This is a genomic window from Yinghuangia seranimata (assembly GCF_029953285.1).
GTDB lineage: Bacteria > Actinomycetota > Actinomycetes > Streptomycetales > Streptomycetaceae > Yinghuangia > Yinghuangia seranimata.
This window is the reverse complement of the sequence record NZ_JASAOI010000055.1, coordinates 98,095-117,953: the sequence shown is the minus strand read 5'-3', so window position 1 is coordinate 117,953 and position 19,859 is coordinate 98,095. Positions and strand designations below refer to the sequence as shown.

Sequence of the window (19,859 nt, the reverse complement as noted above, 5' to 3'; positions counted from 1 at the left end):
CGTGTCCGTGAGCAGGTTCATCGACACCGTCGTCGGAAACGCGGCCGAGAAGGCGACGGGGCTGACGCTGGGAGAGCCGCACGAGCCCGTGCGGCTGACGTGGGGGGAGATCCACCGGCAGGCCCGCGGCATGGCCGCGGAGCTGGTCGCCGGCGGACTGCGGCCCGGCGACTCGGTCGCCGTCCTGGCCGCCGAGTTGCGGCAGATCGTGCCGGCCGCGCAGGCCGTGTGGCTGGCCGGCGGCAGTGTGACGATGCTGCACGAGCCGGGGCGTCGCACCAGTCCCGAGATATGGCACGCGTCGACGTTCGAGTCGCTGCGCACGGTCGCCGCCGACCTGGTGCTGCTCGGACGCCCGTACGAGGACCTGACCGCCGTGCTGACCGCCGGCGGCGTCGCCTCACGCTCCATCGCCGGCCTCGAAGTGGGCGACGGAGCCGACGACTTCCAGGTCGTCGAGACCGGCGAGGCCGACGTCGCGTTGCTCCAGCTCACCAGCGGTTCGACCGCCGAGCCCAAGGCGGTGCGGGTCACGCACGGCAACCTGTTCGCGAACCTCACCGACCTGTGCGTGAACGCGGAGTTCGGCTCGGGCGGCCCGAACGGCGAGCCCGACGTCCTGGTCTCGTGGGTGCCGATGTTCCACGACATGGGCATGGTCGGCTGCCTGTGCGGCTCGATGTTCGCGGGCATCGAGATGGTCGCCGTCACGCCGACCGAGTTCCTGATGTACCCGGGCATCTGGCCCGGCCTGCTGAGCAAGCACCGCGGCACCATCACCGCGGCGCCGAACTTCGCGTACGCGCTGATGGCCCGCCAGCTGTCCGCCGCCGAGGACGGCGCCTACGACCTGCACCGGGTGCGGCTCATGGGCAACGGCGGCGAGCCCACCGACCCCGACGCCATGCACGCGCTCGCGAGTGCCGGGGCCCGCTTCGGGCTTCCGCCCGAGGCGGTCAACTGCGTCTACGGCGCCGCCGAGAACTGCGTGCTCATCACCATCGGCGACCTGCGCGCGCCCATGGAGGTGGACGTGGTGGACGCCACCGCCCTGGAACGCGACCGCCGCGCGGTGCCGGCCAAGCCGGGCGCCGACCGCGCCGACGTGCGCCGCTATCCGCTGCTCGGCCGCACCCTCGACCACGTCCAGGTCCGTGTCGTGGACGACAAGGGCCAGGTGCTCGGCGACCGGGCGATCGGCACGCTGCAGCTGCGCGGCCCGTCGGTGGCCGCCGCGTACGCGACCGCCGACGGCGTCGTGCCGGCGCAGGACGAGGACGGCTGGCTCGACATGGGCGACGAGGGCTACCTCGTGGACGGCCAGATCGTCGTGTGCGGCCGCCGCAAGGACGTGATCATCATGGGCGGCCGCAACATCTTCCCGACGGACATCGAGCGCTCGGCGGGCGCGGTCGACGGAGTCCGCACCGGCAACGCGATCGCGGTACGCGTCGCGGCCGACGGCGTCGGCGGCATCGCGCAGGAGTCCTTCGCGCTGCTGGTCGAGTCCCGCGGGCACGGCGACGCGGCGGTCGAGGACGCGATCCGCGACGCCGTCAGCGCGCGGGTGCTCGCCGACATCGGGGTGCGCCCCGCGCGGGTCGTGGTGATGGCGCCGAACAGCCTGCCCAAGACCCCGTCCGGCAAGCTGCGCCGGTCGGCGGCCCGCGACCTGCTCTGAGGCACCGCGCCCGACCCTCGTCAGCCACCGACGTCCTGAGCCCTCAGGAGGCCTCTCCCATGCGATCCCTCGACCACGCGCGCGAGACCTGCGAGTCGTACCTTCCGGGCCTCCTCGACAAGATCGCGCGCGTGCCGCTGGCCGAGCGCGAGGCGCCGGGCAGCCCGGTCATCGGCCTGTTCCGGGCCGGCCGCGGCCCCGCGCTGGTCATCCCCACCGAGTACGGCGGCCTCGGCGCCGGCCCGCTCGACGCGATGCGCGTGCTGCGCGCGATCGGCGCGGCCTCGCCGTCCCTCGCCGTCGCCTCGACGATGCACCACTTCTCCGTCGCGACCCTGTTCACCCTGGCCGACAGCCTCAAGAGCTCGGGCCTCGAATGGGCGCTGCTCGAAGCCGTCGCCAAGGAGAACCTGCTGGTGGCCTCAGGCTTCGCCGAGGGCCGGACCGGCCAGGGCATCCTGTCGCCCTCCATGACCGCGGTGCCGGCCGAGGGCGGCTACCTGGTCAACGGCGCCAAGAAGCCGTGCAGCCTCGCGACGTCCATGGACCTGCTGACGGCCGCGCTCACCGTGCCGGGCAAGGACGGCGAGCCCGAGCTGGCCTTCCTGCTCATCCCGGCCACGCAACCCGGCGTCAGCGTCCACCCGTTCTGGTCCAGCCGCGTCCTCGCGGGCGCCGAGAGCGACGAGGTGCGGCTCGAGGACGTCCACGTCGAGGAGCAGCTGGTCATGCGCACAGAGGCCCGCGAAGGCGACGGCCTCGACGAGTTGCAGACGCTCGGCTTCCTGTGGTTCGAACTCCTCATCTCCGCAGGCTACTTGGGTGCGGCGAGCACTCTCGCCGAGCGCGCCATGACCGAGAAGCGCGGCTCGGCGTCGGACCGTTCGGCGATCGGCTGCCGCCTCGAGACCGCGACGCTGCTGCTGGAAGGTGTCGCGCGCCGGATCGACGAGCAGGCGTCGAGCAACGACGCGCTCGCCGAAGTCCTCATCGCCCGCTACGCCGCGCAGGACGCCATCAACGACGCGGCCGCCAAGGCCATCGAACTCCTCGGCGGCATGGCCTTCATCGGCGGCGACGAGGTCGCCTACTACGCCGGCGCCTACCACTGCCTGGGCTTCCACCCGCCGTCCCGGTCGAAGACCGAGGCGTCGCTGCTCGACTACCTGGAAGGCAGCGGCCCGGTCCTCGTCGGATGACCGCGCACGCACCCGACCCGCACCGCCCTCCGCACGCCGTCCCCACCCGCGACCCCCACACCCACGGCATCAGCTGAGAGGAACGAGCGATGACCGACTCCACCGGACCGGCCCCCCGCCGGGCGATCGCCCCCGAGGCGGACTGGGACACCGCCAAGGCGCTGTTCGACGGCGGCGACGGGCTGGTCCTGTCCGCCGAGCAGTGCGGTATCGAGTACTGGTTCGACAACGTGCCGCAGGGCACGCTGCGCGGCAACGTCCTGGGCCACGCCCCCGACGTGGTCACCCCGCAACTCGTCCTGGACGAGGGCCCGTTGCACGAGGCGCTGATCCGCGAGGTGGCGTTCCGCACGCTCGCCGAGGAGCGCGCCGCGGCGTCGCTGTCCTACCTGGTGCTGGACGCGCCGAACCTCGCCTGCATGGAGTTCTACGCCACCCAGCTCATCGACGAGACCCGTCACGCGATGATCTTCCGCCGCCACCTGGTCGGCCTCGGCGCCGCGACCCCGGACACCGTCCAGGACGTCATCGACGAACTCGTCGGCGACGACCGGCAGCGCATCCTCACCCCGCTGGAGAACTACGTCCTGCCGATCATCCGCGACGAGCACGACTTCATCGGCGCCGTCGTGCTGCTGACCACGCTCGTCGAGGGCGTGCTCGCCCCGTCGTTCGAGCAGAGCGAGCGCAAGTGGCGGCCGCTCGACCCGGTGATGGCCGACATCCAGAAGGGCGCCGGCATCGACGAGGTGCGCCACCTCGCGGTCGGCAGCTCCCTCGTCCGCGCCCACCTCGAACAGCACCCCAAGGACACCGACCGGCTCGTCGAGATCGTCCGCAACGGCATGCACCTGTTCTACGAACTCCCGGTCATCGAGCAGCTGTCCGGCTGGGAGGCGCTGTACCAGGAGGGCATCGCGCAGCACGCCGACCTGCTGGCCGACTACGAGATCTGGCCGGGCCACAAGCTCCTCGACAGCACGCCCGAGGAGAGGATCGGCAAGACCTTCGAGATGACCGCCCGCATCCACGAGTCGCGGCTCACCGACATGGGGCTCGCCGCGGCCCTCACCTGACCCTCGTCCACGGCCAGCCTGACATCCGAAGGACGCGCGACATGACCCTCCCCAACGGAACGGAGGAACCGCGGCCGATACCGCGCTTCCTCACCGAGTTCACACCCACCATGTACACCAAGCGGCTGCGCCCGCTGTCCCGCAAGCCGGCCGTCGCCAAGCTCGGCGACGTGTGGCACGTGTGCGCCCAGCGCAACCCGGGCCAGCTCCTCATCGTCGACCGCGCCCCCGACATCGACCCGGACGGCGCCACCACCCGCACGTTCGTGCAGTGGGCCGAACTCGTCGACCAGGCCGCCGCGTGGCTGTACGCGGCCGGCGTGCGCGGCTGGGACCGGGTCGCGGTGATGAAGACCAACCACTTCGACATCTGCGTGCTGGGCAGCGCGATCGCCCGGCTCGGCGCGATCCCGTGCATGCTGTCCGGCACGTACGACGCGGAGACCGTGCAGATCCTGCTGACCCGCCTCGAGAAGCCGTTCCTGCTCACCGACCGCGCGCACATCGACAAGTGCGGCATCACCAAGGAGGTCGTCGAAGGCCTCACCGTCAAAACGATCAGCGTCGACGGCGTCGACGGCATCGAGGACCGTCCCGACATCGAGGCCCTCGCGTCGTTCCGCGGCGCACCGCCCGCGCCCGTCCGCATGCGCGAGATGCACGAGCCGCAGATCATCACGCACACCTCCGGCACGACCGGCTACCCCAAGCTGGTCATGCACTCGCCCGAGTCGGTGTACTCGATGGGCGTCGTGGAGAGCGACCGGTGGCCGTTCTGGCTCAAGGCCAAGGACACCATGGTGTTCTGCGACCCCTTCACCCATGAGCGGCTCACCACGATGATGCTGGCCATCGCGACCATCACGCCGCGCATGGTGATGCTGTCGGACCCGTTCTCGCCGCGCGTGCGCGAGCTCATCGTCGAGCACAAGCCGACCGTCGTCGAGGCGCTGCCGAACATCTTCCTCGCCTGGGAGCCGCTCGCCCGCGACCCCGCGCGCATCTTCCGCCAGGTCCGCATCTTCCTGAACTCCTTTGACGCCATCCATACTCGGACGATCCGAATATTCATGAGTGCCACCGAAGTTCGACTCCCGCTGTGGATTCAGTCGTGGAGCCAGAGCGAGAACGGAGTACTCGTCATGCGGCCCTACATCCGCGCCATGGTCCGGAAGCGCGGGGTCCTCCCGCCCCCGACCCAGTTGCTCGGATGGCCGCTGTTCCCGCACGCGCGGCTGCGCGCGGTGGACCCGGCGACGGGGGAGAAGGTCAAGCACGGCGCGGTCGGCCTGATCGAGATCTCGCAGCCGGGGCGCTGTCTCGCCTACGTCCAGGAACAGGACCGGCACGACCTCAAGGTCGTCGGCAAGTGGTGGAACACCGGGGACCTCGGCATCATCAACCGGCTCGGCGCGGTGCGCCTGGTCGACCGCGAGGTCGACCGCATCGACAACGGCGACGCGGTCAGCGGCATCGCCATCGAGGACGTGCTGCTCGACCGGCTGCCCCAGACCACCGAAGTGGTGGTCCTGCCGCAGGCCGACGGGCTGCCCGTGCCGGTGGTCAGCACCCAGGACAACGTTCCGCTGGACCCGGGCGAATGGGCCGACGCCACCGCGGACCTGCCGAAGCTGGCACCGCTCGTGCAGATCGCCTGGGAGGAGTTCCCGCGCACCGGCACGTGGAAGATCCGCCGCCTGCTGCTGCGCGAGAACCTGCTCGGCGCAAAGGGCATCGGCATCGGACGCTGGACCTGACGGATGCTGGAGCCGCTGGGTCGCCTCGCCTACCGCCGCCGCCGGTGGATCGTCGCCGCCGCGGTCCTCTTCGCCGCCCTCGCCGGGCTGTTCGGGTCGACGGTGTTCGACCACCTGACCGGCACCGGCTTCACCTACGCGAAGAGCGAGAGCTCGCGCGCCGCCGAGCAGCGCCGGGCGATCGGCGGTTCGGCGGACGCCGACGTCGTGGTCGTCTTCCACAGCGACCGCTGGACGGTCGACGAGGCGCCCTACGAACAGGCGGCCCAGCGGCTCCTGGCGGGCCTGCCCGCCGACCGGGTGCGCGCCGTCACGGCGTACTGGACCACCCACCGCCAGGACCTGGTGAACGCCGACCGGCACACCACGTTCGCGGCGATCCAGGTGGCCGGCGACGACGAGGCGGCCCGCACCGACAACTACACCAAGATCCACGACAGGCTGGCCTCGCCCGACCTCCAGGTGACGGTCGGCGGCCCCGCCGCGCTGTTCGACGAGGTCAACACGCAGAGCAAGGAGGACCTCGGCAAGGCCGAAGCCCTGGCACTGCCGGTGCTGTTCGTGCTGCTGATCCTCATCTTCCGCAACGTGCGCGCCGCCGCGCTGCCGGTGGTCATCGGCGTGCTGGCCATCGTCGGCTCGCTCGCGGTACTGCGCGTGATGGCGCTGCTGTTCGACGTGTCCGTGTTCGCGGTCAACATCGTCACCCTGCTCGGCCTCGGACTGGCCATCGACTACAGCCTGTTCGTGGTGAGCCGGTTCCGCGAGGAGATGGCCGCCGGCGTGGACGTGCCCGACGCGCTGTGCAAGACGATGGTGACCGCGGGGCGCACCATCGCCGTCTCGGCCGTCACCGTCGCGGTCGCGCTGTCCAGCCTGTTCGTGTTCCCGCAGACCTTCCTGCGCTCGCTCGGGCTCGGCGGCATCGCCGCCGTGCTGCTCGCCGTGCTGTTCTCGCTCACCGTGATGCCGGCGCTGCTGGCCGTGCTGGGCCCGCGCGCTGCGGCGTGGAAGGGCCGCAAGCCCGCCGACCCGGGGCGCACCGGCTGGTGGGAGCGGATCGCCCGCGCGGTGATGCGCCGTCCGGTGCCGGTCGCGTTCGGCGTGCTCGTCGTGCTGGTGCTGCTCGGACTGCCGTACCTGAAGGTGTCGTACGGCTGGCTCGACTCGCGCGTGCTGCCCACCAGCGCGCACAGCCGCCAGGCGCAGGACGTCCTCGACCGCGAGTTCACCCGCAACGCCACGAACCCGGTGCAGGTGGCCGTCACGTTGCCGGTCGCGGCCGAGTCCCCGGAGGGCCGGGCCGCGCTCGGCGACTATGTGCAGCGCGCCGAGAAGGTGCCGGGCGTGGTCGGCGCCGAGGTCACCGGCGTCAAGGGCAACAGCGCGAAGGTCGACGTCCGGTTCACCGGCGAGCCGATCTCCGGGCACGGGCGCGACGTCGTGGCCGGCCTGCGCGCTCTGCCGCCCCCGCCCGGCGGGACGGCGCTCGTGGGCGGCAACACGGCGGTCTTCGCGGACCTGCTCGACATGCTGGGCGCGCGGCTGCCGTACATGCTGCTGGTGATGGTGCTGGCGACGTTCGTGCTGCTGTTCTTCTCGTTCGGGTCGGTCGTGCTGCCGGTCAACGCGATCCTGATGAACGCGGTGACGCTGCTGGCCGCCTTCGGGGTCGTGGTGTTCCTCTTCCAGGAAGGGCACCTGGAGGGTGTGCTCGACTTCACGCCGACCGGCACCATCGACGTCGTCCAGCTGATCCTCATCCTGGCGGTCGCGTTCGCGCTGTCGATGGACTACTCGGTCTTCCTGCTCTCCCGCGTGCGCGAGCAGTACGACCTGACCGGCGACAACCGCGAGGCCGTCGCGGTCGGCGTGCAGCGCAGCGGACGCATCATCACCACCGCGGCGCTGCTGCTCGTCGTCGTCATCGGCGCGTTCGCGACCTCGCAGGTGCTCATCGTCAAGATCATCGGCGTCGGCCTGGCCACCGCCATCGTCATCGACGCCACGGTCATCCGCGTCCTGCTCGTGCCCGCCACGATGCGCCTGCTCGGCGACGCCAACTGGTGGGCGCCGCGCTTCGCCCGGCCCTGGTACGCCCGTTGGGGCGTCCGCGAGGGCGGCGACGCGGGCGCACCCGAACTCCCGCGGCAGCAGGGCAGCTTCCAGGAGTCGCCCCCGTGACCAACGCATCACCCGCCCGCAAGAGCATCGCCATCATCGGAGCGGGCCCGCGCGGGCTGTCCGTCCTGGAACGCCTGTGCGCGAACGAGCGCTCCGAGCGCAGGCACACCGCAGTCAGCGTGCACCTGATCGACCCGTACGACCCGGGCGCGGGCGCGGTGTGGCGGCCCGACCAGTCGCGGCTGCTGCTGATGAACACGGTCGCGTCGCAGATCACCGTGTTCACCGACGCGAGCTCGCGCATCGAGGGCCCGATCGAGCCCGGGCCCAGCCTGTACGAGTGGGCGCGCGGCGTCGCGGCGGTGGGCGGCGGCTACGGCTACACCGACGAGACCACCGCCGAAGCCCGCGACCTGGGTCCCGACACCTATCCGACGCGTGCGCTCTACGGGGACTACCTGCGCGCGATGTTCCACCGCATCGTCGCCGACGCGCCCACGCACGTCACCGTCACCGTGCACCGCACCCTCGCGGTCGCCCTCGGCGGACGCGACACCCAGCGCGTGAGGCTCCGTCAAGGCGGCTGGCTCGGAGGCCTGGACGCCGTCGTGCTCGCGCAAGGACACGTGCCGTCGTGGCCGACCCACCGCGAGCGGCGCAACCTCACCCTCGCCGACACGCACGGGCTCGTCTATCTGACGCCGGCGAACCCCGCCGACCTCGACCTCGGCGCCGTCGCGCCCGGCGGCGGAGTGCTGCTGCGCGGACTGGGGCTCGGGTTCTTCGACTTCATGGCGCTGCTCACCGCCGGACGCGGCGGAACGTTTACTCGGGAGCACGGGCGGCTGCGGTACCGCCCGTCGGGCTACGAGCCGCGGTTGTACGCGACGTCGCGGCGCGGCATCCCGTACCACGCACGCGGGCGCAACGAGAAGGGGCCGTACGGGCGGTACAGCCCGCGCCTGCTCACCGCCGACCACGCCGCCCGGCTGCGGGAACGCTCCGCGGCGGGGGAGTGGGTGCGGTTCGGGACCGATGTGTGGCCGCTGGTCGCCCGCGAGGTGGAGGCGGTGTACTACGAGACACTGCTGCGCGGGAGAGGGCGTGCGGACGCGGCGGAGGAGCTGGGCACCCGCTACCTCGCCGCCCGAGGCCCGGACGAACACGGTCTCCTGCTCGACAAGTTCGGTGTCGGCACCGACGAACGGTGGGACTGGCAGCGGCTCGCCCACCCCTGGCGTGAACGGGAGTTCGCCGACCGGGGCGACTTCCGGACGTGGCTGCTCGCGTACCTGAGGCGCGACGTGCGCGAGGCCGAGGGCGGGAACGTCGGCAACCCGCTCAAGGCCGCCGTCGACGTCCTGCGCGACCTGCGCAACGAAGTGCGGCTCGTGGTGGACCACGCGGGTCTCGAAGGGGCCTCGCACCGCGACGAGTTGCAGCGCTGGTACACGCCGCTGAACGCCTTTCTGTCCATCGGGCCGCCGATCTCCAGGATCGAGGAGATGATCGCGCTGGTCGAGGCCGGCGTGCTCGAACTCATCGGGCCCGAACCGGAGATCCGCGTCGACACCGAGGCGGCCGCGTTCGTCGCGACCAGCCCGCTGGTGCCGGGGCCGCCGGTGCGCGCCAAGGCGCTGATCGAGGCCCGGCTGCCGGAACCGGACATCCGGTGCACCTCCGACCCGCTGTTGCAGTATTTGTTGGGCACCGGCCAGGCCGCGACGTACCGCGTCCCGTCCGCAGACGCCCCGCCCTACGAGACCGGCGGCCTGGCCGTGACACCCCGCCCGAACCGCCTGGTCGACGGCCACGGAAGGCCGCATCCGCGCCGGTTCGCGTACGGCGTCCCGACCGAGTCGGTGCACTGGGTCACGGCGGCGGGCATCCGCCCCGGCGTCGATTCGGTCGCCCTGGCCGACTCGGACGCGATAGCCCGCTCGGTACTGCGCCTCCCCGAACCGACGGACGCGACGGAGGAGGCCAGACCGCTGGAGGTGATCGTGTGAGAACGACAGGCGGTGGCGCGCTACCGGCGGAACCCGGTGCCCGAACCCTCACGCACTCGCGCGCACCTGCTCACGCTCCCGCGCTCAGCGCTCGATCGCACCGTTCGCCGGAGGCAGGCTGATGACACTCTTCGACGGCTACGCCGATTTCTCCGATCACAGCGTCCAACTCGACGCGGGGTTGCTCTCGCCCGTCCGGGCCGGGACACCCGTCGAGGCCGCGGTCTGCGACCGGGCCTGGCTCGGGGCGATGTTGGAGGCCGAGGCGGCGCTCGCGCGGGCGCAGGCGCGGCTCGGGGTGGTGCCCAAGGCCGCGGCCGAGACCATCACGGCCGTTGCCGGCGGGGGCGAACTCGACCTGCGGGCCGTCGCGTTGGCGGCGCGGGAGACCGCGAACCCGGTCGTCGCGCTGGTTCGGGCGCTCACCGAGGCCGTCGCGGCGCAGGACCCGGTCGCCGCCGAGTACGTGCACCGGGGGTCGACCAGCCAGGACGTCTTCGACACCGGCGCCATGCTGGTCGCCCGCCGCGCGCTCGCCCTGATCCGCGCCGATCTCGGGCGTACCGCCGAGGCGTTGGGCGTCCTCGCCGCGCGGCACCGTGACACGGCGATGCCGGGGCGGACCCTCGTCCTGCACGCGGTGCCGACGACGTTCGGTCTCAAGGCCGCGGGCTGGCGCGAACTCGTGCTCGCGGCGGACCGGCGGCTGGCGCTGGTCCACGACGAAGGACTGCCCGTCTCGCTCGGCGGCGCGGCCGGAACCCTGTCCGGGTACCTCGAGTTCGCCCACGTGGACCACCCCGGCGACCCCGATCCGGAGGGCTACCCGGTCCGGCTGGCCGCCGCGTTCGCCGAGGAGACCGGGCTGGCGCAGCCCCGGCTGCCGTGGCATACGCTCCGTGCGCCGATGGCCGACCTGGCCGCCGCGACCGCGTTCACCACTGGCGCGCTGGGCAAGTTCGCCGTCGACGTACAGGTGCTCGCGCGCACCGAGATCGGCGAGGTCGCCGAACCGGGGCCGGTCGGACGAGGCGGCTCGTCGGCGATGCCGCACAAGCGGAACCCGGTGCTGGCCGCGATGATCCGCAGCGCCGCCCTGCAGGTCCCGGCGTTCGCGTCCGTATTGACGCAGTCCCTGCTCGCCGAGGACGAACGTTCGGGCGGTGGCTGGCAGTCCGAATGGCTGCCGCTGCGGGAGTGCCTGCGCCTGGCCGGCGGCGCGGCGCACACCGCGGCCGAACTCGCCGAAGGGCTCACGGTGCACGCCGACCGGATGGCGGCCAACCTCGACCTGACGCGCGGCGCGATGGTGTCGGAGCGCCTCGCGGCGCGGCTCGCCCCGCTGCTCGGGAAGGCCGCCGCCAAGCGGCTGCTGACGCAGGCGTCCGAGCGGGCGGCCGCGACCGGCCGCCCACTCGGCGACGTCCTCGCCGACGCTCCTGAGCTCGACGGTCAGATCGCCCCCACCGACCTGGCCGCCCTGTGCGATCCGCGCACCTACACCGGTGCCGCCGCGACGCTCGTCGACCGCGCGCTACGCGCCGAGCCGTGACGCCTCACGGGCCGCACGCCCGTACGAGCCACAGCGGATCCCCGTCGGGCTGTTCGAGCAACGCCACCACATGGCCGGTGATCTCCGTCCGGCCGGTCAGCGCGCTCAGGTCGGACGGCAGGTCCGCGGTGCACCGCCAGGAGCACCACGGAGTCTCCGCGAGCGTGCGGTCGCCGTCCAGGATCCGCTGGTGGATTTTGTTCAGACCGGGCCCCGGGTCGAGGCCCAGCTCGTCGCGAAACAGCCGTCGGGAATCCCGGAACACGGCGAGTGCCGCGGCCGACCTGCCGGACCCGTACAACGCGATCATCAGCAATTCCCGCAATCGTTCGCGCAACGGATTCTCGGCGACCAGCGCGGACAACTCCGCGGCCGCCCGCACATGTCGGCCGAGCGCCAGTTCCTGGGCCAGGAGTTCCTCCGTGGCCGAAAGCCGTTGTTCGGCCAACAGCACCCTGCGGGTCTCCGCGTACCGCCCCGGCACACCGGCGAGCGGAGTGCCCGCCCACAGCGTCAACCCCTCGCGCAGGCACGCCGCGGCGAGCGCCGGGTCGTGCTCCTCACGTGCCGTCTGGGCACGTGCCACCCACTCGTTGAACCTCGCCAGATCCACCGTCCCCGGGCCGGTGACGAGCGCGTATCCGCCGGCGACCGACTCGATCAGGCCGGTGTGCGCGCCGTCCAGAAGCTGCCGGAGCCGATAGATGTACGTGCGCACGGTGGCCGCCGCGGTCTGCGGCGGCCCGTCGCCCCAGACCGCGTCGATCAACTGGTCCACCGACGCCTGCGCCCCTTCGCGCAGCAGCAACGCGGCCAGCACCGCCTGTTGTTGCGGAGCCCCGGTATCCACTTCGATGCCGTTTCGCCACGCGCGTATCGGCCCCAGTACCGCAAAACGAATTGCCTCGACCATGCAACGCCCCCTCCCGTCGGGCATGCCCAAGCCAGACATCATGAATAGTCGGGAACGCGGGCGCAATACACCGAGGTCGAGTAAAGGGAGGTTCCAGCGGTTTTTTGTAATCGCGTTTCGAACCAAACAGATTGCCGGTACGTGTTCCCGGTGTGACCACTGTCCGCGCGTCAGTCGGCCAGGTCGCCCGGGTCGGTGTTGGCGCCGCACAGGACCACCGCGACCCGCTCGTCCGGGGCGGGTACGTACGCGCCCGTCGTCAGTGCCGCGACCGGGGCCGAGGAGCCGTGCTCGACGGCGATCCGGTGGTGGTCCCACAGGTGCCGGCGCGCGTGCACGATGGCCTCGTCCGGCACCACGACCGAGCGCACGTCCGCGTGCCGTGCCCAGGCGAGTGCCTCGGCGGACACGCGGGGCGCGCCGAGCGAGTCCGCGGCGACCGAGTCCGCCGGGACGTCCACGACACCGCCCGCCGCCAACGCGGCGAACAGCGCCTGGCAGCCGACGGGTTCGGCAGCGACGACCCGGACACCGCGGGCGTGCGCGGCCGCGGTCACGCCCGAGAACATGCCGCCCGCGCCGACCGCGACGACGACCGTGTCCAGGCCCGGCACGGCGGCGGCGATCTCCGCGAGCAGCGTGCCCGCCCCGGCCGGGGCCAGCAGGTCGTCCGGGGCGTGCGCCTCCACGGCGCCCGTGTGCTCGGCGAAGCGGCGTGCCGCGGACTGGACGTCGGCGAGTCCGCCGCCGGACGGCCGTACGTCGGCGCCCAGTTCGCGCAGCCTGGCCACCTTCGCGGGCGCCGCGTCGTCCGCGACGAACACCGTCACCGGGACGCCGCGCCGGGCCGCCGCCCACGCGTACGCCAGGTCCGCGTTGCCACCCGTCGCCACCGCCACCCCGGCCGCCGGCATCGTCCCGGCCTCCACGAGGGCCTCGGTGAAGTTGGCCGCCCCGCGGGCCTTGAACGAGCCCATGTACTGGAGGAACTCCAGCGCGAGGAACACGCGCGCGCCGGCGAACGCGGGCGCGTCGCTGGGGACGACCGTCACCGGCCGGACGACGCCGTCGATGCGTGCGGCGGCCGCCGCGACCATGTCGGAGGTGAGCGTGCGCACTGGAAACTCCGCATCTCCGCATCCCCGCGCGGACGGGCGGCGGACGGGGGCGTGGGAAAAAGGCACACAGTACAAACATCGCGCCCGGCACGTCCTCGAAGGGTGCCCTAACGCGACCGGCGCCAGGCTCGTGCGAGCCTGGCGCCGGGTCGTCTTCCGCTCAGCGGTCCTGGAGTTGCCTGCTGCGGCCCATCGTGACCGCGGCGACGACGATCGCCACGAGGTACAACGCGCCGCCCGCCGCGATGCCGGCCACGTAGCCGTCGGTCATCGCGCCGGGCAGGTCGCCCGGCAGCCGGTGGTCGGTGACGGCCGTCGCCACCGCCGCAAGCGCGGCCAGGCCGATCGCGCCGCCGATCTGCTGGCTGGTGTTGATCAGGCCGGACGCGATCCCGGTGTCCTGCTCCTCGACGCCGCGCACCCCGCCGATCGTCGTCGTGACGAACGCGAGGCCGAGGCCGACGCCGGCCACCAGCTGCGCGGGCAGCAGCACCGTCCACGGGTTCCCGCCCGGCGTGAGCAGCGTGAACCACGCCATGCCCGCCGCGGCCAGGGCCATGCCCCACATCGTCACCGCACGCTCGGAGAACCGGCCGAGCAGCGCCGGTCCGACGCCGCCCGCCGCGACGCCGATGCCGACGGCGAACGGCAGGTACGCCAGGCCGGTGCGCATCGGGCCGTAGCCCTTGATCACCTGCATGTAGAGCGTGAGGAAGTAGAAGGTCGCCATCATGCCGCCGCCCATGAGCAGCAGCACGACGTTCACGCCGACGCGGCCCCGGTCGGCGACGACGCGGGCCGGCATCATCGGCGCCGCGCTACGGGCCTGGACCACGGCGAACAGCGCGAGGAGGACGGCGGCCGCGGCGAAGAACGCGAGCGTGACGGTGTCGGTCCAGCCGTCCGTGCCGCCGCGGTTGATCGCGTAGACGAGCGAGCCGAGGCCGAACGTGGCCGAGAGCGCGCCCGGCACGTCCACCTTGCCACGCTCCCGGTCGCCCTCGACGAGCACCGACGTGCCGGCCAGCACCAGCACCGCGATCGGCACGTTGACGAACAGCACCCAGCGCCAGTTCAGCCACTCGGTGAGCGCGCCGCCGAGCAGCAGGCCGACGACCGAGCCGAGCCCGCCCATGGCGCCGTACACGCCGATCGCCTTGTTGCGCGCCGGGCCCGCCGGGAACGTGGTCGCGAGCAGGGACAGCGCGGTCGGCGCCGCGAGCGCGGCCCCCGCGCCCTGCAGGACGCGTGCCGAGATGAGCATCGCGCCGCCGGTCGCGAGACCGCCGAGCAGCGAGGCGGCGGTGAACACGACCAGGCCGAGGCGGAACACCCGGCGGCGCCCGAAGAGGTCGCCTGCGCGGCCGCCGGCGAGCAGCAGACCGCCGAACGCGAGGGCGTAGGCGCTCAGCACCCAGTTGAGGTCGGCCTCCGCCATGCCGAGGGAGTCCTGGACGCTCGGGAGGGCGACCGTGACGATCGTGCCGTCGAGCACGAGCATGAGCTGCGCGGCGGCGATGACGAGGAGCGCGAGCCCGAGGCGCGGGTTCGCGGGCGGCTTGGGCTCGGTGAGCACGGCCGCGTCGGCGGACGTGGCGGAGGCTTTTCGGAACTCTCCGACAGACATGCGGACTCCAGGAGACGGATGGTGCGTGAGGCGTGCGGGACACAGGCCGGCCCGCTCGGAGTGGCGTGCCGAGCGGGCCGGTTGGGGGGTGGTTGCGTGCCGGAGCCCGGTGCCGGGCACCGGATTCGGTGCCCGGGCGCGGGCGTCGCGGCGGGGACGGGTGCGTCAGGCGGCGGTGCTCGGCGCCCACAGGTCGAGCTCGGCGTACGCCGGCTGCCACTGCGCGGTGTAGAGGCCGCGCACCGGCTCGGGCAGGGTGCCGAGCACCTGGGCGAGCCGCTCAGGGCTCTGGCCGTCGAGCATCCACGGCAGGAACCGCGGCGCGGCGGCGCCCACGCGGGCGCTGTGCTCGGCGCCGAAGCGGGCCAGCACCTCGGGCGTCACGAACGCGTCGATCAGCGCGAGCGCCTCGTCCTCCTCGTGCTTGAGGTGGCCGCCGAGGCCCTCGGTCAGCTTGCCGACGATGAAGCCGAGCCGCTCGTGGCCGTGCTCGGCGTCCGCGAGCGCGGCGTCCATCGCGGCCAGGCCCGGGTCGACCGCCGCGTGCTCGGCCTCCATGGCGTCCAGCAGCGCGATGTCGTCGGGACGGTCGGCGACCGCTTCCCGCAGCGCCGGCCACAGGACGTCGTCCTCGGCGCTGTGGTGCGCGTGCAGCGCGGTCTTGAACAGCTGCCAGCCGAGCGCGGTCGCGAGGACCCGGCGCGGCTCGTCGCCGCCCTTCTCGCTGATGCGGGCGACCGTCTCGAGGTCGCGGCGCAGCGCGTCGTGCATCACGAACATCATGGTCATGTCGTTCTTGAAGGCGGTCATCAGGGGGTCCTCTTCGTTTCTGTGTGTTTGCGTTCGACTCGTGCGGGGTGCCACCACGAGGTCCCGCGGGCCTCACCGTTCATGACGGAAGGCGCCGGGGAGATGTGACATGCGTTCGGAGGGCGGGACGGGTCCGGCCCGGTCGGGTCAGTCCGTGTGCCGGACGATCGGCCAGTCGACGACGACGCGCGCGGTCGTGGCCAGGTGGTTGACGAAGATGTTCAGCGCGACGTGCGCGATGACCTCGGTGAGCTGCCCGTCGGAGAGCCCGGCGGCCCGCGCGGCGGCCAGTCCCTCGTCGTCCACCCGGCCGTGCCCGCGCAGCAGTTCCGCCGCGAAGGCCAGCGCGGCGGCCGTCGTCTCGTCGTCGGCTTTGCCGTGCCGGGCCCGGAACGCGTCGTCCGGGCTCATCCCCGCCAACTTCGTGGCCACGAAGGTGTGCGCGGACAGCGTGTAGTCGCAGGCGTGTTCCTGCGCGACCAGCAGGGCGACGCTCTCCGCGACCGGGCAGGCGAGCGTGCCGCCGCACAGCGCCCGGGTGAAGCCCAGGAACCCGTCCAGCACCGACGGGCTGTGCGCCATCACGCGTGTCAGGTTCGGGGTGCTGCCGAGCAACGCGTGTGCCTCGGCGAGGAGTTCGGCCGCGCGCCCGGTGGCCGTCTCAGGGTCGACCGGCGGGATGCCGGGCGCCGGGGGAGTCCCGGGTGGTGTGTTCATGTCGTCCCCCGCGCTCGTGGAATTTTTCGGTGCGGTCTGTGTTGCGCTGCCGGGAACAGCGTGCGTGGCGTTGTTAATACATTCGCGATGCGTCCGCGATGGGCGCTCGACCGACGGGAATCCGGTGACAACGCGGTTCACGGTCCTCGGCCCGGTGGAGGTGTCCGCCGCGGGGAGGCGCGTACCGGGCGCGGCACCTCGGCACCGCGCCGTACTCGGCTACCTGCTCCTTCACGCCGGCACGGTCGTCGGTGCCGACCGGCTCATCTCGGCGGTCTGGGGCTTCACCCCGCCCGACACCGCACGCGCCCAGATCCACGCCGCCGTCACCGCCATCAGGCGCGTCCTGCGCACCGCCGACCCGGACGCCGCCGCCGGTCTGCTCGCCACACACGGCGCCGGATACCTCGTGCAGCCCGGGCCCGGACAGCTCGACCTGCACGAGTTCGCCGACGGCGTCGCCGCGGCGCACACGCTCGCCGTCGGCGGCGACCGGCACGGCGCGGCCGAGGCGCTGCGGGACGCGCTCGCCCTGTGGCGCGGCGTGCCGTTCGCCGATGTCCACGCCGACTATGTCGCGGGCGCCCGCGGCCTGCTCGAGGACCGGCGGCTCGGCGCGGTCGAACGGCTCGCCGACCTGGAACTCGGGCTCGGCCGGCACGAGGAGCTCGTCGAGCGGCTCACCGCCGAGACCGCCGCCGCGCCGGTGCGCGAGCGGCTGTGCGGGCACCTGATGCTCGCGCTGCACCGATCGGGCCGCCAGGCCGACGCGCTCGCGGCCGCCCGCACGCTGCGCGCGGCCCTCGCCGAACAGCAAGGGCTCGACCCGGGGCGGGCGTTCACGGCCCTGGAACAGGCGATCCTGCGGGACGACCCGGCGTTGGCCGGGCCGCTCGAACCGGCCGGTGGAATCGCGCCCGCGCCGCGACCGGTGACACACACGCCCGCCGCGCCGCAGCCCGTTGCGGAGACGACCGCGCACGAGCCACCGCCCCGTGCGCCGCGCGGGAGCACCGTCGTTGGGCCCCACGCGCACACCTCCCAGGCCTCCGCGAACCAGGGCGGCCGCGGCCCGGCGCCGGCGGGAGCCCGCGGTCAGGCCGGCGCCCCGGCGGATCCGTCCCGGCCGGAGGCCGGTCCGCGGCGGGCGAACTTCCTGCCGTACGACACCCCCGACTTCGCGGGGCGCGTCGACGAACTCCGCGTCCTGGACGGGCTGACCGCGGCGGCCGCGCACCGGGCCGGAACCGTCACCGTGACCGCGGTCGACGGCATGGCCGGCATCGGCAAGACGGCGTTCGCCATCCACGCCGCGCACCGGCTCGCCGACCGCTACCCCGACGGCCAGCTGTTCGTCGACCTCCAGGCGCACACCGCCGGACGGGCCCCCGTCGACGCCGCCGTCGCGTTGGAGATCCTGCTGCGGCAACTGGGCGTTCCCGGCGAGGCCGTTCCCGACACCGTCGGCGAACGCGCCGCCCGCTGGCGCGCCGAACTCGCCGGGCGGCGCGTCGTGGTGGTGCTCGACAACGCCGCCGACGCCGACCACGTGCGGCCGCTGCTCCCCGGCGGGACGGACAGCCTCGTCCTGATCACCAGCCGCCGCAGGCTCGTCGACCTCGACGGCGTACGGGCGCTCTCCCTCGAACTCCTGCCCGCCCAGGACGCTGTCGACCTGTTCGGCAGCATCGTCGGCGAACGCGCCGACGCCGAACCGATGGCCGTCATGGACGTCCTGCAACTGTGCGGATTCCTGCCCCTCGCGGTGCGGATCGCCGCCGCTCGGCTGCACCACCGGCGCCAGTGGACCGTCGGCTACCTCGCCGGGCGGCTGCGCGACCAGCGCCGAAGACTCGCCGAACTGTCCACGTCCGAACGCGGCGTCGCGGCCGCGTTTACGCTGTCCTACCAGCATCTCGGGCCCGACCGGCAGCGCATGTTCCGGCTTCTCGGCCTGCACCCCGGACGGGACGTCGACGCGTACGCCGCGGCCGCGCTCGCCGACGTCGGCCTCGACGACGCCGAGACACTCCTCGAGGACCTCCTCGACGCCCACGTGCTGCTCCAACACGAGCCCGGCCGCTACACGTTCCACGACCTGCTGCGCGAACACGCCCGCGAGACCGCGGCCGAGGAGACCGACGAGGACCGGCGCGCCGCGCTCACCCGACTGGTCGAGCACTACCTGCACACCGCCGCCACCGCGACCGACATGGTCTTCCCGTACTGCGAGCACCTCCACCCGCCGGTCCGCGACCCCGGCACGCCCGCCGTCGACCACCCCGACGCGGCGTCCGCGACCGCGTGGCTCGACGCCGAACGCGCCAACCTGCTCGCCGCCGTCGGACTGGCCGCGGACGGCGACCGGCCCGAACACGCCGCGCTGCTGTCCACGGTCCTGCGGTCCTACTTCGACCTCGACCGCAGGCCCTCACGCGGCGACGCCGTCGCCCTGCACGACCAGGCGGTCCGCGCCAGTCGGCGGCACGGCCACGTCGCGGGCGAGTGCGCCGCGCTGACCAGCCTGGGGTGGGTGCACCTGCGGCAGGGCGACACCGACGAGGCCCTGTCGTGCTCGCACGCCGCGCTCGCCCTGTGCGCGGAAACCGGCGACCGGTTCAGCGAGGCCCGCGCGCACAACACCATCGGGCGCGCCCTGTGGGCCCGCGGCGACCACCAAGGCGCCCAGGAGCACCTCGGGCGGGCCCTCGACATCGCGCGCGCGAGCGGCAACCGGGTCGGCGAGGCGCACGTGCTCGGCGGGCTCGGCCTCATCTACGAGGCCGAGGGCGACTACGGGCGGGCCCTCGACCAGTACACCCGCTCGCTGCGCGGCCACCGCGAACTCGGCAACCGCGGCGGCGAGGCGATGATCCTCGACCACCTCGGCAAACTCGCCCGCAAGACGGGCGACGGCACGACCGCCCGAGAGCACCACCGACGGGCCCGCGACCTGTACCGCGCGCTGGGCAGCCGAGGCGACGAGGCCGGCACCCTCAACGGCCTGGGCGAAGCCGCCCTCGCCCTGGGCGACGCGGACCAGGCCGCGGTGGACCACCACGACGCCCTGACCCTGGCCGAGGAGGCGGGCAACCGCGACGAGCGCCACCGGGCGCACCTGGGGTTGGCCGCGGCGGCCCGGGCGCGGGGCGACGAGGAGACGGCCCGCACGCATGACGCGGCGGCGAGCGAACCGGGACCGGGACCGGGGAGTCCTGGGGTCTGACCGCTGCCGGCGGGCTCGGAACGTGCCTGCTGGAAACTTCCGGGCTCACC

At 73.2% G+C, this 19,859-nt stretch carries 13 protein-coding genes; 8 read left to right on the top strand and 5 right to left on the bottom strand.

What is annotated here, in order from left to right; genetic code table 11:
* The first annotated feature begins 7 nt into the window (after window positions 1–7).
* The 7 genes from QI554_RS32855 (at window position 8) to QI554_RS32825 (ending at window position 11,398) form a co-directional block, all read left to right on the top strand.
* Window positions 8–1,681: a long-chain-fatty-acid--CoA ligase gene (locus tag QI554_RS32855; protein ID WP_281475314.1), complete on the top strand. Its 1,674-nt coding sequence runs from the start codon at window positions 8–10 to the stop codon at window positions 1,679–1,681.
* 59 nt (window positions 1,682–1,740) lie between these two features.
* Window positions 1,741–2,880 carry an acyl-CoA dehydrogenase family protein gene (locus QI554_RS32850; RefSeq protein WP_281475313.1) on the top strand — a complete coding sequence of 380 codons (1,140 nt, stop codon included), beginning with the start codon at window positions 1,741–1,743 and terminating at the stop codon, window positions 2,878–2,880.
* A gap of 89 nt (window positions 2,881–2,969) precedes the next feature.
* Window positions 2,970–3,956 carry a ferritin family protein gene (locus QI554_RS32845; protein WP_281475312.1) on the top strand — a complete coding sequence of 329 codons (987 nt, stop codon included), beginning with the start codon at window positions 2,970–2,972 and terminating at the stop codon, window positions 3,954–3,956.
* A gap of 41 nt (window positions 3,957–3,997) precedes the next feature.
* Window positions 3,998–5,713: an AMP-binding protein gene (locus QI554_RS32840; protein ID WP_281475311.1), complete on the top strand. Its 1,716-nt coding sequence runs from the start codon at window positions 3,998–4,000 to the stop codon at window positions 5,711–5,713.
* A 3-nt stretch (window positions 5,714–5,716) separates the two neighbouring features.
* On the top strand, window positions 5,717–7,897 hold the full coding sequence (locus tag QI554_RS32835; protein WP_281475310.1) for an MMPL family transporter: 2,181 nt from the start codon (window positions 5,717–5,719) through the stop codon (window positions 7,895–7,897).
* Window positions 7,894–9,846, top strand: a complete 1,953-nt coding sequence (locus QI554_RS32830) for an FAD/NAD(P)-binding protein (RefSeq protein ID WP_281475309.1) — start codon at window positions 7,894–7,896, stop codon at window positions 9,844–9,846. The genes QI554_RS32835 and QI554_RS32830 overlap by 4 nt, the downstream gene beginning before the upstream one ends.
* A gap of 121 nt (window positions 9,847–9,967) precedes the next feature.
* A complete protein-coding gene (locus tag QI554_RS32825; RefSeq protein WP_281475308.1) occupies window positions 9,968–11,398 on the top strand; it encodes a nitrosuccinate lyase in 1,431 nt (476 codons plus the stop codon).
* Window positions 11,399–11,402: 4 nt separating this feature from the next.
* On the opposite strand, the gene QI554_RS32820 is transcribed toward QI554_RS32825, so the two are convergent.
* From QI554_RS32820 to QI554_RS32800, 5 genes are all read right to left on the bottom strand, one after another.
* Entirely contained in the window at window positions 11,403–12,335 is a 933-nt protein-coding gene (locus tag QI554_RS32820; RefSeq protein ID WP_281475324.1) for an AfsR/SARP family transcriptional regulator, read from the bottom strand.
* A 146-nt stretch (window positions 12,336–12,481) separates the two neighbouring features.
* The gene (locus QI554_RS32815; RefSeq protein ID WP_281475307.1) at window positions 12,482–13,429 is read right to left on the bottom strand and encodes a pyridoxal-phosphate dependent enzyme; all 948 of its coding nucleotides are present in this window, start codon (window positions 13,427–13,429) and stop codon (window positions 12,482–12,484) included.
* A 160-nt stretch (window positions 13,430–13,589) separates the two neighbouring features.
* A complete protein-coding gene (locus QI554_RS32810; RefSeq protein WP_281475306.1) occupies window positions 13,590–15,056 on the bottom strand; it encodes an MFS transporter in 1,467 nt (488 codons plus the stop codon).
* A gap of 165 nt (window positions 15,057–15,221) precedes the next feature.
* Window positions 15,222–15,866: a hemerythrin domain-containing protein gene (locus tag QI554_RS32805; protein ID WP_281475305.1), complete on the bottom strand. Its 645-nt coding sequence runs from the start codon at window positions 15,864–15,866 to the stop codon at window positions 15,222–15,224.
* A 147-nt stretch (window positions 15,867–16,013) separates the two neighbouring features.
* A complete protein-coding gene (locus tag QI554_RS32800) occupies window positions 16,014–16,583 on the bottom strand; it encodes a carboxymuconolactone decarboxylase family protein (protein WP_281475304.1) in 570 nt (189 codons plus the stop codon).
* 124 nt (window positions 16,584–16,707) lie between these two features.
* On the opposite strand from QI554_RS32800, the gene QI554_RS32795 reads away from it, so the two are divergent.
* Window positions 16,708–19,809 (top strand): AfsR/SARP family transcriptional regulator, encoded by a 3,102-nt coding sequence (locus QI554_RS32795; protein WP_281475303.1) that lies wholly within the window; start codon window positions 16,708–16,710, stop codon window positions 19,807–19,809.
* The last annotated feature ends 50 nt before the right edge of the window (window positions 19,810–19,859 follow it).